Here is a 14,909-nt window from a genome sequence, read left to right on the forward strand (position 1 = left end):
CAAGAGGGGAGACGACGCGCATGTTCAACGCACTGATCGTGGACAAGGACGAGGACGGCAAGACCCATGCCGAGGTCAGGCAGATCGGCATCGACGATCTGCCCGAGGCCGAGGTGACCGTGGCGGTGGAGTATTCCACCGTGAACTACAAGGACGGGCTGTGCATCGGCCCCGGGGGCGGGCTGGTGCGGCATTATCCGCATGTGCCGGGCATCGACTTCGCCGGCACCGTCGAGGCGTCGGACGACGACCGCTACAAGCCCGGCGACAAGGTGGTGCTGACCGGCTGGCGCGTGGGCGAGGCGCACTGGGGCGGCCATGCCCAGAAGGCGCGGGTCAGGGCCGACTGGCTGGTGCCGTTGCCCGACGGGCTGAGCACGCGGCAGGCCATGGCGGTGGGCACCGCCGGGTTCACCGCCATGCTGGCGGTGATGGCGCTGGAGGATCACGGGCTGGCGCCCGGCCATGGCCCGGTTCTGGTGACCGGGGCGGCGGGCGGCGTCGGTTCGGTCGCCACGGCGATCCTGGCGCATCTGGGCCACGAGGTGGCCGCGGTTACCGGCCGGCCCGAACAGGAGCCCTACCTACGCGACCTCGGCGCCAGCCGGATCGTGCCGCGCGACGAGTTGACCGAGGTCACGCGCAAGCCGCTGGAGACCGAGACATGGGCCGGCTGCGTCGATGCGGTGGCGGGGCCGATGCTGGGCCGGGTGCTCAAGCAGATGAAATACGCCGGCTCCGTCGCCGCGGTGGGCCTGGCCGGCGGCGCGGCGATCGAGGGCGCGCTGATCACGCCGTTCATCCTGCGCGGCGTCAACCTTCTGGGCATCGACAGCGTGATGCAGCCCTATGACAACCGCGTGCGGGCCTGGGAGCGGATCGCGCGCGACCTGCCGATGGACAAGCTCGAGGCGATGATCGAACCCGCCACGCTGTCGGACCTGCCGCGATTGGGGGCGGAGATCCTCAAGGGCCAGGTGCGCGGGCGCGTCGTGGTCGACCTCAATGCCTGAGGCGGTTGCGCCTTTCGGGCGTCGTCGCCCCGCAGACCCGGCCAGGGCCCGCGGGGCGACGTGACGGGGGCTGTGGCGGTTACAATCAGGCCGGCGGTGGCGGGCGACTTCGCCGCGCTCTGGCCGATGTTGCGCGACGTGATCCGCGCCGGTGAAACCTACGCGATCGCCCCCGGCATCGACCGCGCGGCGGTGCGCGCGCTGTGGATGCGTGCGCCGCTTGAGACCCATGTCGCCGAGATCGATGGTGCCGCCGCGGGCACCTATTACATCAAGACAAATCAGCAGGGCGGCGGGGCGCATGTGTGCAATTGCGGCTATGTTGTCGACACGCGTGCACGCGGGCGGGGGGTGGCCCGGGCGATGTGCCTGCATTCGCAGGCCCGCGCGCGCGCCCTGGGTTACCTCGCGATGCAGTTCAATTTCGTGGTCGAGACGAACCGCCCCGCGATCGCGCTTTGGGAAAGCCTCGGGTTTGCGACGGTCGGCCGCCTGCCGCGCGCGTTCCGGCACCCGCACGAGGGTCTCGTCGATGCGCGGGTGATGTACAAATGGCTCGCGGACTGAAATTCCGCGCGGTGCGCGCAGGCGCGGCGCGGGCGTGCGCAACAATCCTTCGCGGGGCCGACGGGGAAGAAATATGGGGCTCGCATGCCGCTAATTGCTTCCGACAGGTCGGAGTCGTTTGATTTTCGCGCCGGATCGCGATTACCCTGCTGCGACAGGAGGACGCTGCGCGGAACCGCCGCGCGGCCCCCTGTAACAAGCCGGACGCGCGGGCACCCTGTCCGACAGGGCAAGGCAAGAACCAATTCCCCCGCGCGATCAAGGAGGGAATGACGTGTTCACCAGAATCATGACGCCTGTTGATCTGGCGCATCGGGATCAGCTGGAGCGCGCCTTGCAGTGCAGCGCGGACCTGGCGAGTCATTACGATGTGCCGGTGGTCTACGTGGGCGTGACAACCGAGCAGCCGTCGCCGGTTGCACACACGCCCAAGGAGTACGCGGCCAAGCTCGACAAATTCGTCGCCGAGCAGACCGAGAAGCACGGCATCAAGGGCGAGGCCCATGCCATGGCCGCCCACGACCCGACCACGGACCTCGACGACGCGCTGCTCAAGGCGGTGGACGAGGTCGGCGCCGACCTGGTCGTGATGGCCAGCCATATCCCCAACGTCTTCGACTATATCTGGCCTTCGAACGGCGGCAAGATCGCCGAGCATGCCAAGGCATCGGTTTTCGTGGTGCGGGGCTGATGCGCGTCTGCAGGGGACGCAACAAGAGAAACGCGGACAGGGAATTCTCAAATGACTGATGAAAACAACGATACTGGTGTCCCGGCGCCGGAAGGCGCGGCGGATATCATCGATACCGATTACCAGATCGGTCAGGACAACATCCAGACCCGGCTTGGGCCGTTCGGCTTCGACATCCACAACCCGGTTTTCATGATTTCGGGCCTGGTGGTGATCGCCTTCGTCGCCTACGCGCTGATCGCGCCGACGCATGCCTCCGACTTCTTCGGCTGGCTGCGCCCGGCGCTGACCAGCACCTTCGACTGGTTCTTCCTCTGGGCGGCCAACATCTTCGTGATCTTCTGCCTGCTCCTGATCGTCAGCCCCTGGGGCTCGGTCCGGCTGGGCGGGACGGACGCGACGCCCGATTACGGCTACGCGGGCTGGTTCGCGATGCTGTTCGCCGCCGGCATGGGCATCGGGCTGATGTTCTTCGGCGTGCTGGAGCCGGCCTACTACTTCGGCACCCCGTGGGGGGACGAGCCGCTGGGCGTCGTGCGGCCGTTCACCGAGGACGGCACGCTGATCGAGGGCAATATCGAAGAGGCCCGCCGCATGGCGCTGGCCGCGACCTCGTACCACTGGGCGCTGCACCCGTGGGCGATCTACGCCGTCGTGGCGCTGTCGCTGGCGCTGTTTTCCTACAACAAGGGCCTGCCGCTTTCGATCCGCTCGGCCTTCTACCCGATCCTCGGCGACCGCGTGTGGGGCTGGACCGGGCACATCATCGACACCCTGGCGGTGTTTGCCACGCTCTTCGGCCTGGCCACGTCCCTGGGCCTTGGCGCGCAGCAGGCCAATGCCGGGCTTGAATATGTCTATGGCATCCCCAACAGCGTGACCGTTCAGGTGATCCTGATCATCGGCATCACCGCGATCGCGCTGGTGTCGGTGCTGCGCGGCCTCGACGGCGGGGTCAAGGTGTTGTCCGAGATCAACATGGTCATCGCGCTGGCGCTGCTGCTGTTCGTGCTGTTCGCGGCCGGGGCGGTTGGCATCGTGTCGGGCTTCTTCTCGACCCTGGTGGCCTATGTGCAGGAGGTCATCCCGCTGTCCAACCCGCACGGGCGTGAGGACACCGGGTACATGCAGGGCTGGACGGCGTTCTACTGGGCCTGGTGGATTTCCTGGTCGCCCTTCGTGGGCATGTTCATCGCCCGCGTCAGCCGTGGCCGCACGGTGCGCGAGTTCATCACCTGCGTGCTGATCATCCCGTCTGTCGTCTGCATCTTCTGGATGGCGGTGTTCGGCGGTGCGGCGATCGAGGACCTGATCACCGACCCCCAAGGCAGCGCCGTCAAGGCGCAGGTGATCGACGCCTACAACCCGCCGCTGTCGTTGTTCGCCATGCTCGAAAGCCTGCCGCTGGCGGCAATCACTTCGACCATCGGGATCGTGCTGGTCATCGTGTTCTTCGTCACCTCGTCGGACTCCGGGTCGCTGGTCATCGACACGATCACCGCCGGCGGCAAGGTCGATGCGCCGGTCACCCAGCGTATCTTCTGGTGCACCTTCGAGGGGCTGGTGGCAATCGCGCTGCTGATCGGCGGCGGTCTGACATCGTTGCAGGCGATGGTGATCTCGACCGGTTTGCCGTTCACGCTCATTCTGCTCGTGCTCTGTGTCGGCATCGTCATGGGGCTGATGTCGGAGAAGCGCAACACCTGACGCCGTTCCGGCGTGGTGAAACAAGGCAAGGGCCCCGGCACGTCGCCGGGGCCCTTCGCGTTTGGCGGGGCGCGCGCGGGGGGCAATTTCCGCCGCTCCCGCGCTTGACCCCCGGTGCGATCGCCCCGACAGTGCGCGGGTTCGTCAGCACGCGAGAGGATCAGATGACAGCGCTTGATACCGGGTTCGTCCGCAGCCAGTTTCCCGCCTTTGCCGAGCCGTCGCTGGCCGGAAAGGCGTTTTTCGAGAACGCCGGCGGGTCGTTCACCTGCAAGCCGGTGATCGACCGGCTGACGCGGTTCTACCACAGCCGCAAGGTGCAGCCCTACGGCCCCTACGAGGCCAGCCGCCTGGGCGGCGAGGAGATGGACGAGGCGCGCGCACGACTGGCGGCAATGCTGGGGGTCGAGGGTGACGAGCTGTCTTTCGGCCCGTCGACGACGCAGAACGCCTATGTGCTGGCGCAGGCGTTCCGCGACTGGCTTTCGCCGGGCGAGGCGATCGTGGTCACCAACCAGGACCACGAGGCCAACACCGGCCCGTGGCGGCGGCTGGCCGACGCGGGCATCGAGATCCGCGAATGGGAGGTCGACCCCGACACCGGGCACCTCGACCCCGAAGACCTGGCGGAGCTGCTGGATGAAAACGTGCGGCTGGTGTGTTTCCCGCACTGCTCGAACGTGGTGGGCGAGGTCAACCCGGTGATCGAGATCACCGCCACCGCCCATGCCGCGGGCGCCTTCGTGTGCGTCGATGGCGTATCCATGGCGCCGCACGGGTTGCCCGACGTGGGCGAGATGGGCGCCGACATCTACCTGTTCTCGGCCTACAAGACCTACGGGCCCCACCAGGGGCTGATGGTGATCCGCCGCGCGCTGGCCGAGATGCTGCCCAACCAGGCGCATTTCTTCAACGCCGACGCGCTTTACAAACGCTTCACCCCGGCCGGCCCGGACCACGCGCAGGTGGCCGCCTGCGCCGGGATGGCAGACTATTTCGACGCATTCGCCGCCCATCACGCCATCACCGGCGACGCGCGGGCGCGGGCCGCGGGCGTACAGGCGCTGATGCGCGCGCACGAGACGGCGCTGCTACAGCCGCTGCTGGATTTCCTGGCGGCGCGCAACGACGTGCGCCTGCTGGGCCCGCGCACGGCAGAGGCGCGCGCGCCCACGGTGGCGGTGGACACCGGCCGCCCCGGCCGCGAGGCCGCCGCGGCGCTGGCCGAGCGCGGCATCATGGCCGGCGGTGGCGATTTCTATGCCCGCCGCGCGTTGCAGGCGATGGGGGCCGATCCCGCCCGCGGGGTGCTGCGGCTGAGCTTCGTGCATTACACCACGCGCGACGAGGTCGATGCGCTGCTGACCGCGCTTGAAGACACGCTGTAGGCGGCGGTTGATCCGGCCACGCGCGCGGCGCGTATCAGACACCGTGACTTGACGGGATTGGACAAGATGTCTGGCAAGCTGTCCGACAAGCCCGCGACGCTGCTGTGGTTTCGGCGCGATTTGCGGCTCGGCGATCATCCGGCGCTGAGCGCCGCCGTGGCCCGCGGCGGGCCGGTGATCTGCGTGTTCATCCACGACGACAGCGTGGCCAAGCTGGGCGCGGCGCCGCAATGGCGACTGGGGCGGGGACTGTCGGCGCTGGACGCCGCCTTGCGCGACAAGGGCAACCGTCTGGTGCTGCGGCGCGGCGCGGCGTTGGACGTGCTGCGCGACCTGGTGGCCGACGCCGGCGCCGGCGCGGTCTACTGGACGCGGGCCTACGACGCGCAGTCGCGCGACCACGAGAGCGACCTCACGTCGGCGCTGCGCGCCGACGGGATCGAGGCGCGCGCATTCCCCGGGCATGTCCTGTTCGAGCCCTGGACGGTCGAGACCGGGACCGGGGGCTTCTACAAGGTTTTCACCCCGATGTGGAAGGCGGTGCGCGGGCGTGACTTGGACCGCCCGCTGCCCGCCCCGGCCAAGATCCCCGCACCACGAACATGGCCGGCAAGCGACAGGTTGGACGACCGGGCCATGGGCGCGGCGCTGAACCGTGGCGCGCAGGTGTTGGCCACACACGCCCAACCGGCGGGCGAGGCCGCCGCGCAGGGCCGGCTGGGCCATTTCATGGCGCATATCGTGGGCGGCTACGGCGCCAGCCGTGACCGCATGGCCGAGGACGGCACCTCGGCGCTGTCGGATTACCTGAGCCTGGGCGAGATCAGCGCGCGCCAATGCTGGCACGCGGGCCTGCGCGCGCGTGAAGAGGGTTGCGCCGGCGCCGACGATTTCCTGCGCGAACTGGTCTGGCGCGAATTCGCGTGGCATCTGGTGTATCACACCCCGCACATCCTCGATCGCAACTGGAAGGACGGATGGGACGCTTTCCCCTGGAACACCGACGCCACGCGCCCGCGCGTGCGCGCCTGGCAACGCGCGCGTACCGGTGTGCCGCTGGTCGACGCGGCGATGCGCGAGATGTACGTGACCGGGCGCATGCACAATCGCGGCCGGATGATCGTGGCGTCCTACCTGACCAAGCACCTGCTGACGCATTGGCGCATCGGTCAAGGCTGGTTCGAGGATTGCCTGGTGGATTGGGATCCGGCCTCGAACGCCATGGGCTGGCAATGGTCGGCCGGGTGCGGCCCCGATGCCACGCCCTATTTCCGGGTCTTCAACCCCGACCTGCAACGCAAGCGTTTCGATCCCGACGGCGCCTATGTCCGCCGCTGGGTCGCCGAGGGGCAGGCGCGCCCGCCCGCCACCGCGCTTGCCTATTTCGATGCCATTCCCCGCGCCTGGGGCATGGCGCCCAATGATGCCTACCCGGCGCCGGTCGTCACCGCCGCCGAGGGGCGCCAGCGCGCCCTCGATGCCTACGAGACCTTCAAGAATTGAGACGGGCCGCTGCCCGCGACCCAATTGCCATGTACCGGGTTCGGCCTTATCCTGACCCCGAACCGCCCAAGGGAGCCTGCGGATGATCCTGACCACCACGCATGACCAGACCGACCTGCCGCGCTATTTCGCCACCGTGTTCGACATGGCCAACAACATGCAGAACGGCCGGCTGGATTTCGTGCTGCCCGATGGCCGCCGGTTTCGCGCCGAGGGGCACAACCCCGGTCCGGTGGCCGAGGTGGACGTGCACAACCCCGACATCTTTGCCCGCCTGGTGCGCGAGGGCGATTTGGGGTTCTCCGAGGCTTACCTGGATGGCTGGTGGTCGACGCCGGATCTGCAGGCGTTCATGGATCTTGTCCACGCCGACAACGACAACATCTATGACGGCTTCCCCGGCCAGGGGCTGGTGCGCGCGTTCGAGCGGATGCGCCACTGGCTGCGGTCGAACAACAAGGGCCAGGCGCGGCGCAACATCAGCTATCACTACGACCTGGGCAACGATTTCTACAAGCTGTGGCTGGATGACACGATGACCTATTCCAGCGCCCTGTTCGAAACCGGGCAGGAAAGCCTGGAACGCGCGCAAGAGGCGAAATACGCCTCGATGGTCGATCAGATGGGCGCCCGGGCCGGCGATCATGTGCTGGAAATCGGCTGTGGCTGGGGCGGTTTCGCCGAATACGCCGCGCGCGAACGGGAGCTCACGGTGACCGGCCTGACCATCAGCCGCGAGCAATACGACTACGCCGTGGCGCGCATCGCCCGCGCCGGGCTGGCCGACCGGGTAACCTTCAAGCTCCAGGACTACCGCGACGAACGCGGGTCCTATGACGGGATCGCCAGCATCGAGATGTTCGAAGCCGTGGGCGAGAAATACTGGCCCACCTATTTCGACACCGTGCGGGACCGGCTCAAGCCCGGCGCGCGGGCCACGTTGCAGATCATCACCGTGCAGGAAAAGCGCTGGGAAGCCTACCGCAACGGCGTGGATTTCATTCAGAAATACATCTTCCCCGGTGGCATGTTACCGGCGCGCTCGGCGCTGATGGAGCAGATCGAACGCGCCGGCTTGCGATTTTCCCATTCGGTCGAGTTCGGAGAAAGCTACAGCCAGACGCTCAGGCGCTGGCACGACAACTTCAACGACCAGTGGGGCCGGATCGCCGAAATGGGCTTCGACGACCGGTTCCGGCGGATGTGGAACTTCTACCTCACGTCTTGCGCGGCGACCTTCCATAGCGGTAATTGCGACGTGACCCAGATCACCATCGCAAGGCCCGATTGATGCCCACCGCCGCCCGCCTCGTTGCCGCCCTGATGCTGGCCGCAACCGCTGCCTTGGTATCCGAAATGATCAAGCCCCTGATGCCCGAGGGCATGGATTTCGGCTGGTTCACCTGGGTGAATACCGGGCTTGGCGCGCTTTGCGGCTGGGTGGTGATCGGGCGGCGCGCTGGCGCGGGGGTGGGCGCGGCGGTCGGCCATGGCCTCACCGGGCTGGGGGCGCTGCTGTTCTGGGCGATCCTGTTGCAGGCGGGGTATGAAATGCTGCGCATGTCGCTGCGCAGCCGCTATGGCGGCCCGGTCGAGGCGCTGGAAGACATGGTGCGCATCGCCATCGACCACGCGCAATTGCTGCTGACACCGCAGCTTGCGGCGGTGCTGGTGGCGGGCGGCATTCTGTCGGGGCTGGCCGCCGAGATCGCCAGCCGGCATTGGCGCTGAACATGGTGTTCCTGTTCGGCACCCTGCGGCACCGGCCGCTGCTGGAGGCGGTCCTGGGCCGGCCTGTCAGCGACGACGAACTGACCCCGGCAACCCTGCCGGACCAAGAAACCGTCTGGGCGCGGGGGCAGGGATTTCCGCTGTTGCGCGCCACGCCGGGCGCGCGTGCCGAGGGGCTGTTGCTGGCCGAACCGACCGACGCGGAACTGGCGCGGCTGGACTTTTACGAAAGTGTCTTCTGCTACCGTCTGGCCCCGGTCAGCGTGACGTGCGGCGCCGGCCCCCGCGCGGCGCGGGCCTGGTTCCCCCCGCCGGGGCGCTGGCAGCCGGGCGCGCCTTTCGATCTGCATGAATGGGTGCGTCTGCGCGGGGCGATCAACACCCGCGCCGCGGCCGAGGTGATGGGCTGGTTCGGGCGCCTGGACGCCGGGGAAGTCGCTGCCATGTATCCGATGATTGCGGCCCGCGCTGCCAGTTTCGTGGCCGCGCAGGCGGGCTCGGAGCCGGCTTCGCACAGCGGCATGACGCGCGCCGACGTCGACAGCCGTGCGCTTGAGCGGCCCTATGGCGATTTCTTCGCCATCGAGGAACACCACCTGAAATTTCGCCGCTTCGACGGCACGAAGAGCCCGACGGTGAAGCGCGCGGTGTTCATGTCGCCCGACGCGGCGCTGGTGCTTCCGTACGATCCGCACCGCGATTGCGTACTGCTGATCGAGCAGTTCCGCGCCGGCCCGTTCGCGCGCGGCGACCGCGCGCCCTGGACGCTGGAGCCGATCGCCGGGCGCATCGATGCCGGCGAGACACCCGAAGAGGCCGCGCGCCGCGAGGCGTGGGAAGAGGCGGGGCTGAACCTGGACGCACTGGAGGTGATCGCCCGCGGCTATCCCAGCCCCGGCGCGTCGTCGGAGTTCTACCACATCTTTCTTGCCTGCACCGACCTGTCGGCGGCCGGGCGCGACGGGGGCGGGCTCGACAGCGAGGACGAAGACATCCGCGGCCACGTCATCGCCGCCGGGCGGCTGATCGAGATGGCCGATGCGGGCGCGCTGAACGTCGCGCCGCTGGAATTGTGCGCGCACTGGCTGGCGCGCCATCGCCCGCGGCTGCGCGCGCAGGCTTGAGTTCGCCACGCGCGGCCCCTAAACCTTACGGGGGGAACACGAATAAGGGGCGCGAGATGCGTATTGCTGGAAACCTGGCCGAGGCGATCGGCCACACACCGTTGATCCGGCTCAACAAGGCCAGCGTGGCAACGGGATGCGAGATTTTCGGCAAGGCCGAGTTCCTCAACCCCGGACAGTCGGTCAAGGATCGCGCGGCGCTGTCGATCATCCGCGACGCGGTCGAGCGCGGCGAATTGCACCAGGGCGGCACCGTTGTCGAAGGCACCGCCGGCAATACCGGCATCGGGCTGGCGCTGGTCGGCGCGTCGATGGGATTCCGCACCGTCATCGTGATCCCCGAGACGCAGAGCCAGGAAAAGAAGGACATGATCCGCCTCGCCGGGGCCGAACTGGTCGAGGTGCCCGCCGCGCCCTACCGCAACCCCAACAACTACGTGCGTTATTCCGGACGCCTGGCCGAGAAGCTGGCCGCGACCGAGACGCACGGCGCGATCTGGGCCAACCAGTTCGACAACGTGGCCAACCGTAGCGCCCATGCCCGCACCACCGGCCCCGAGATATGGCAGCAGACTGGTGGCCGCGTCGATGGCTTCGTCTGCGCGGTGGGATCGGGCGGCACGCTGGCGGGCGTGGCCGAGGCGTTACAGGGCAAGGGCGTCAAGATCGGCCTGGCCGACCCGATGGGCGCGGCGCTTTACAGCTATTACACCACCGGCGAGTTCAAGGCCGAGGGCAGTTCGATCACCGAGGGCATCGGGCAGGGGCGGGTGACCGCCAACCTCGAAGGCTTCACCCCCGACATGGCCTGGCAGATCCCCGACGAAGAGGCGCTGCCGGTGGTCTTCGAGTTGCTGGAACACGAGGGCCTGTGCCTGGGCGGGTCGAGCGGTATCAACGTGGCCGGCGCCATCCGCATGGCCCGCGAAATGGGGCCGGGGCATACCATCGTCACTGTCCTGTGCGACTACGGCACGCGCTACCAGTCGAAGCTGTTCAACCCCGCCTTCCTGCGCGAAAAGAACCTGCCGGTGCCGGCGTGGCTGGATCGCGGCGCACCCGACCTGCCCACCGTTTTCGAGGACGCGTGACCATGCCTGCGGTGATTGCGATGACCCGGCGGGCACTGGCGGCACTCGGGCTCGCGCTGGCGGTCGCGCTGGTGGCGGCGACACCGGCGCCGGCGCAGCAGAACGCGGCGGAGCAGACACAGGCAGGGGCTATCGACTACGAAGCCTGGTCTGATACCGCGACGCGCGCCGAGGAGGCCGTCGAGGCGCGACGCGCCTCGAACGCGGCATTCGAGGCGCTGCGTGGGCAGATCGTCGAGTGGCGGCAGCGCTTTCTGGAGGCGCAGCAGACCAACGCCGCGCGGATCGACACCCTCCGGCGGCAGATCGGGGCGCTCGGCCCGCCGCCGCCCGAAGGCGAGAGCGAGTCCGACGCGATCGCCGCGCGCCGGGCCGAGTTGAACGCGCAGCTCGATACCCTGCGCGCGCCGGTGCTGGCTGCCGAAGAGGCCTACGCCCGCGCCAACGGCTTGGTCGCCGAGATCGACAACATCATCCGCGCACGCCAGTCGCGAGCGTTGCTGGCGCGCGGGCCGTCGCCGCTCAACCCGGCGCACTGGCCCGCTGCGGTGGTGCAGATATCCGAGGCCGCAGGCGCCGTGGCGCGCGAGGTGTCAACGGCGTGGAACAACACCCTGCAACACGACGCGTTCAAGGCCGACCTGCCCAAGACGCTGACACTGGCGGCCCTGGGTCTGGTGCTGCTGCTGCGCGGTCGCAGTTGGGCCAAGCGGATCGGCACCAATGCGCGCCGCAAACTGCGCCGCGGGCGCGGGGTGTGGGAATTCGTGATCTCGCTGGGGCAGGTGGGGCTGCCGATGGCGGGGCTTTACGCGCTGGAAGAGGCCATCTTTTCCACCGGCCTGATCGGGCTGCGCGGCACCATCATCGTGGACGGGCTCGCGACATGGGGGGCCATGCTGCTGATCGGCTGGTGGCTGGCCGGGCGGCTGTTTCCCGAGGACGACAAGCAGGCGGCGGTCAACCTTCCCGACAGGTTCCGGCCGTGGCTGCGCTTCGACATCGCCGCGCTGGCGGTGCTGCTGGTGCTTCGTGACATCCTTACTCGCATGGGCGCGGCGTTGGATTACACGCCCGCCACGATGGCGGTGGCGGGGTTCCCGTTGATCGTGCTGTCGGCGCTGCTGCTCTACCGGCTGGCGCGGGCGCTGCGGCGCTGCGTGGGCGAGGTATTCGACGAAGAGCAGGGCGACAGCGACGCCGCGCCGGAACAGAGCTACCGCCTGCGCATCATCTCGGTGCTGTCGCGGGTGACGATCGTGGTGGCACTGGTGGGGCCGCTGATGGCGGTCGTGGGCTATACCGCGGCGGCCACCATGCTGGTCTATCCCACGATCCTGACGCTGGCGCTGTTCGGGGCGGTGCTGATCCTGCAGCAACTGGTGACGGACCTGCACGCGCTGGTCACCCGCAACGAGGAAACCGCCGGCGAGGCGCTGTTGCCGGTCGTTGCGGGGTTTTTCCTGACGCTGGCGGCGCTGCCGGTGGCGGCGCTGATCTGGGGCGCGCGGTCGGCGACGCTGCTGGAGGTCTGGACGCGGTTCCGCGAAGGTTTCACCATAGGCGACTCGCGCATCTCGCCCACCGATTTCCTGACCGTCGCTATCGTCTTCGCCATCGGTTACGCGCTGACCCGCATGGTGCAGGGGGCGCTGCGCGGCTCGGTCCTGCCCAAGACCAAGATCGACGTCGGCGGCCGCAACGCCATCGTCGCCGGTATGGGGTATGTCGGGATAGTCCTGGCCGCGGTGATCGCCATCAGCGCCGCGGGGATTGATCTGTCGTCTCTGGCCATCGTCGCCGGGGCGCTGTCGGTCGGCATCGGTTTCGGGTTGCAGAACATCGTGTCGAACTTCGTAAGCGGCATCATCCTGCTGATCGAGCGGCCGATTTCCGAGGGCGACTGGATCGAGGTCGGTGGCCAGCACGGGAATGTGCGCTCGATCTCGGTGCGCTCGACCCGGATCGAGACGTTTGATCGCACCGATGTCATCGTGCCCAATGCCGACCTGATCAGCGGCACCGTCACCAACTACACCCGCGGCAACACCGTGGGGCGGGTGATCGTGCCGGTGGGCGTGGCCTATGGCAGCGACACCCGCAAGGTCGAGCGCATCCTGCGCGAAGTCGCCGAGGCGCACCCGATGGTGGCGCTCAACCCGCCGCCCAACATCCTTATGCGGGGCTTCGGCCAGGATTCGCTTGATTTCGAGATCCGCGCCATCCTGCGCGACGTCAACTGGGTCATGAACGTGCATTCCGACATGAACCACGAGATCGCCCGCCGCTTTGCCGAGGAAGGCATAGAGATCCCGTTCGCGCAGCGCGACGTCTGGCTGCGTAACCCCGAAACGCTCAGAGAAGAACGCTCGGAGGAGAGTGACAGATGACCACGGAGCCGCTGTTCCAAGAGGATGCCTACCGGCGCCAGGCGCCCGGCCGCGTGCTTGCCCACACCCCCGAGGGCGGGGTGGTTCTGGATCAAAGCCTGTTCTACCCCACGGGCGGTGGTCAGCCGGGCGACGGCGGGCGGTTGGAATGGGCGGGCGGCGCACTGGTGATCGAAACCACGCTAAAGGGCGAGGGGCAGGGCGAAATCGTGCTGGTGCCCGCCGAAGGGGCCGCGTTGCCGCCGGTGGGGACGGAGGTGGTGCAGCACCTCGACTGGGGTCGGCGCCACGCTCACATGCGTGTGCACACCGCGTTGCACCTGCTGTCGGTGGTGATCCCGCTGCCGGTGACGGGCGGATCGATCGGCGCCGAGAAGGGGCGGCTGGATTTCAACATGCCGGAGGCGCCCGAGGACAAGGCGGCGCTGGAGGCGCGCCTGAACGAGATCGTTGCCCGCGATCTGCCGGTGACCGAGGACTGGATCACCGATGCCGAGCTCGAGGCACGGCCCGAGATGGTCAAGACGATGTCGGTCAAGCCGCCCACCGGCGCCGGGCGCGTGCGCCTGGTCCGCATCGGCCAGGGCGAGGCGCAGGTCGATCTGCAACCCTGCGGCGGCACCCACGTGGCGCGCACCGGCGAAATCGGGCGGGTGCGGATCGGCAAGATCGAAAAGAAGGGCCGCCAGAACCGCCGCGTCACCCTGCTCCTGGAGGGCTAGCGGCCTGCACCTGGCACAAGATGCCCATGTGAACGCATGGCCTTCGGACATGATATCCCGAGCGAAAACGTCAGATGACGGCAGCCAGCCCGAAGCGGACACTGATGCAAGATGCAGCATGAAGCGGGCCATCGACAAGCATGGCGAATTCTAGCTGTTTGATCCCACGGTTTGATGGTGCGATCCTTTCTCAGGCTTGGAAGGAAGCATTATGGGACAAGTTCGTCACGGGAGCGCCATGACCACGCACGCCGTCAGAACAGCAATACAGCGATCGCAAGCTTCGCTCGCGCAATTGAGCAAGGAGCTGGGCATCAACCCCAAAACCGTCGCAAAGTGGCGCAAGCGTGCGACGGTCGAGGACTTGAAGACCGGGCCTAAGGAGCCGCGTTCGACCGTTCTCACCGAAGCGGAGGAGGCAATGATCGTCGCATTCCGGCGGCACACACTACTGCCGCTGGATGATTGCCTCTACGCTCTTCAGCCGTCTGTCCCCTACCTTACACGGTCGGCACTGCATCGGTGTCTTCAGCGGCATGGCATCTCACGCTTGCCGGATGTCGAGGGTGACAAGCCAAAGCGGCAGCAGTTCAAGCGCTATCCGATCGGATTCTTCCACATCGACATCGCCGAGGTTCAGACGGCGGAGGGCAAGCTCTATCTCTTTGTGGGCATTGACCGGACCAGCAAATTTGCGATCATCCAACTCGTGGAAAAGGCGGATCGCAAGACCGCGTGGGAGTTCCTCGAACATCTGCTCAAGGCATTCGGCGGGTCGCCTCATCTTATCGCATCCACACGATCCTGACCGAGCGAGCCATTGAAGGCGCCATTGTTCCGAGCCCATTGGCGAGCGGCATCGAGCACCGCCTGACCAAGCCAAACCACCCATGGAGTTTGAAGGATCAGAAAACAGTCCGGGGGACTGTTTTCCCGAGGGACGGCCAGGTCGAGCGAATGAACCGAACCATCAAGGAAGCGA

At 67.7% G+C, this 14,909-nt stretch carries 12 protein-coding genes and 1 pseudogene; all 13 read left to right on the forward strand.

Features of this window, described 5'->3' with window-relative positions; genetic code table 11:
* Positions 1–20: 20 nt before the first annotated feature.
* Entirely contained in the window at positions 21–1,013 is a 993-nt protein-coding gene (gene acuI, locus Q0L89_RS00650) for an acryloyl-CoA reductase (RefSeq protein ID WP_296761705.1), read from the forward strand.
* Positions 1,014–1,139: 126 nt separating this feature from the next.
* Positions 1,140–1,580, forward strand: a complete 441-nt coding sequence (locus tag Q0L89_RS00655) for a GNAT family N-acetyltransferase (RefSeq protein ID WP_296761722.1) — start codon at positions 1,140–1,142, stop codon at positions 1,578–1,580.
* A gap of 274 nt (positions 1,581–1,854) precedes the next feature.
* A complete protein-coding gene (locus Q0L89_RS00660) occupies positions 1,855–2,271 on the forward strand; it encodes a universal stress protein (protein WP_296761707.1) in 417 nt (138 codons plus the stop codon).
* Between the two features lie 51 nt (positions 2,272–2,322).
* A complete protein-coding gene (locus Q0L89_RS00665; protein WP_296761708.1) occupies positions 2,323–3,978 on the forward strand; it encodes a BCCT family transporter in 1,656 nt (551 codons plus the stop codon).
* 164 nt (positions 3,979–4,142) lie between these two features.
* Entirely contained in the window at positions 4,143–5,366 is a 1,224-nt protein-coding gene (locus Q0L89_RS00670) for an aminotransferase class V-fold PLP-dependent enzyme (protein ID WP_296761710.1), read from the forward strand.
* Positions 5,367–5,432: 66 nt separating this feature from the next.
* The gene (locus Q0L89_RS00675; RefSeq protein WP_296761712.1) at positions 5,433–6,869 is read left to right on the forward strand and encodes a deoxyribodipyrimidine photo-lyase; all 1,437 of its coding nucleotides are present in this window, start codon (positions 5,433–5,435) and stop codon (positions 6,867–6,869) included.
* Between the two features lie 82 nt (positions 6,870–6,951).
* Positions 6,952–8,160 carry a cyclopropane-fatty-acyl-phospholipid synthase family protein gene (locus Q0L89_RS00680; protein ID WP_296761714.1) on the forward strand — a complete coding sequence of 403 codons (1,209 nt, stop codon included), beginning with the start codon at positions 6,952–6,954 and terminating at the stop codon, positions 8,158–8,160.
* Positions 8,160–8,600 carry a TrgA family protein gene (locus Q0L89_RS00685; RefSeq protein ID WP_296761716.1) on the forward strand — a complete coding sequence of 147 codons (441 nt, stop codon included), beginning with the start codon at positions 8,160–8,162 and terminating at the stop codon, positions 8,598–8,600. Before Q0L89_RS00680 ends, Q0L89_RS00685 begins: the two co-directional genes overlap by 1 nt.
* A complete protein-coding gene (locus tag Q0L89_RS00690; RefSeq protein ID WP_296761717.1) occupies positions 8,591–9,724 on the forward strand; it encodes an NUDIX domain-containing protein in 1,134 nt (377 codons plus the stop codon). The genes Q0L89_RS00685 and Q0L89_RS00690 overlap by 10 nt, the downstream gene beginning before the upstream one ends.
* Positions 9,725–9,780: 56 nt before the next feature.
* Entirely contained in the window at positions 9,781–10,815 is a 1,035-nt protein-coding gene (locus tag Q0L89_RS00695; protein ID WP_296761718.1) for a cysteine synthase A, read from the forward strand.
* Positions 10,816–10,817: 2 nt separating this feature from the next.
* Positions 10,818–13,205, forward strand: a complete 2,388-nt coding sequence (locus tag Q0L89_RS00700; protein ID WP_296761719.1) for a DUF3772 domain-containing protein — start codon at positions 10,818–10,820, stop codon at positions 13,203–13,205.
* Complete coding sequence (locus Q0L89_RS00705; protein WP_296761720.1) at positions 13,202–13,927, forward strand: alanyl-tRNA editing protein; 726 nt, start codon at positions 13,202–13,204, stop codon at positions 13,925–13,927. Before Q0L89_RS00700 ends, Q0L89_RS00705 begins: the two co-directional genes overlap by 4 nt.
* 211 nt (positions 13,928–14,138) lie before the next feature.
* Positions 14,139–14,909 (forward strand): annotated as a pseudogene (locus Q0L89_RS00710) (IS481 family transposase); the annotation flags it as partial.

The sequence above is a fragment of the Sediminimonas sp. genome (assembly GCF_024637375.1).
GTDB lineage: Bacteria > Pseudomonadota > Alphaproteobacteria > Rhodobacterales > Rhodobacteraceae > Sediminimonas.

Bases quoted from the DNA above. Each gene is read 5' to 3' on its own strand.
- Q0L89_RS00700 (WP_296761719.1), top strand. From the start codon at position 10,818: ATGCCTGCGGTGATTGCGATGACCCGGCGGGCACTGGCGGCACTCGGG.
- Q0L89_RS00665 (WP_296761708.1), top strand. From the start codon at position 2,323: ATGACTGATGAAAACAACGATACTGGTGTCCCGGCGCCGGAAGGCGCG.
- Q0L89_RS00680 (WP_296761714.1), top strand. From the start codon at position 6,952: ATGATCCTGACCACCACGCATGACCAGACCGACCTGCCGCGCTATTTC.
- acuI (WP_296761705.1), top strand. From the start codon at position 21: ATGTTCAACGCACTGATCGTGGACAAGGACGAGGACGGCAAGACCCAT.
- Q0L89_RS00695 (WP_296761718.1), top strand. From the start codon at position 9,781: ATGCGTATTGCTGGAAACCTGGCCGAGGCGATCGGCCACACACCGTTG.
- Q0L89_RS00655 (WP_296761722.1), top strand. From the start codon at position 1,140: ATGTTGCGCGACGTGATCCGCGCCGGTGAAACCTACGCGATCGCCCCC.
- Q0L89_RS00685 (WP_296761716.1), top strand. From the start codon at position 8,160: ATGCCCACCGCCGCCCGCCTCGTTGCCGCCCTGATGCTGGCCGCAACC.
- Q0L89_RS00670 (WP_296761710.1), top strand. From the start codon at position 4,143: ATGACAGCGCTTGATACCGGGTTCGTCCGCAGCCAGTTTCCCGCCTTT.
- Q0L89_RS00705 (WP_296761720.1), top strand. From the start codon at position 13,202: ATGACCACGGAGCCGCTGTTCCAAGAGGATGCCTACCGGCGCCAGGCG.
- Q0L89_RS00675 (WP_296761712.1), top strand. From the start codon at position 5,433: ATGTCTGGCAAGCTGTCCGACAAGCCCGCGACGCTGCTGTGGTTTCGG.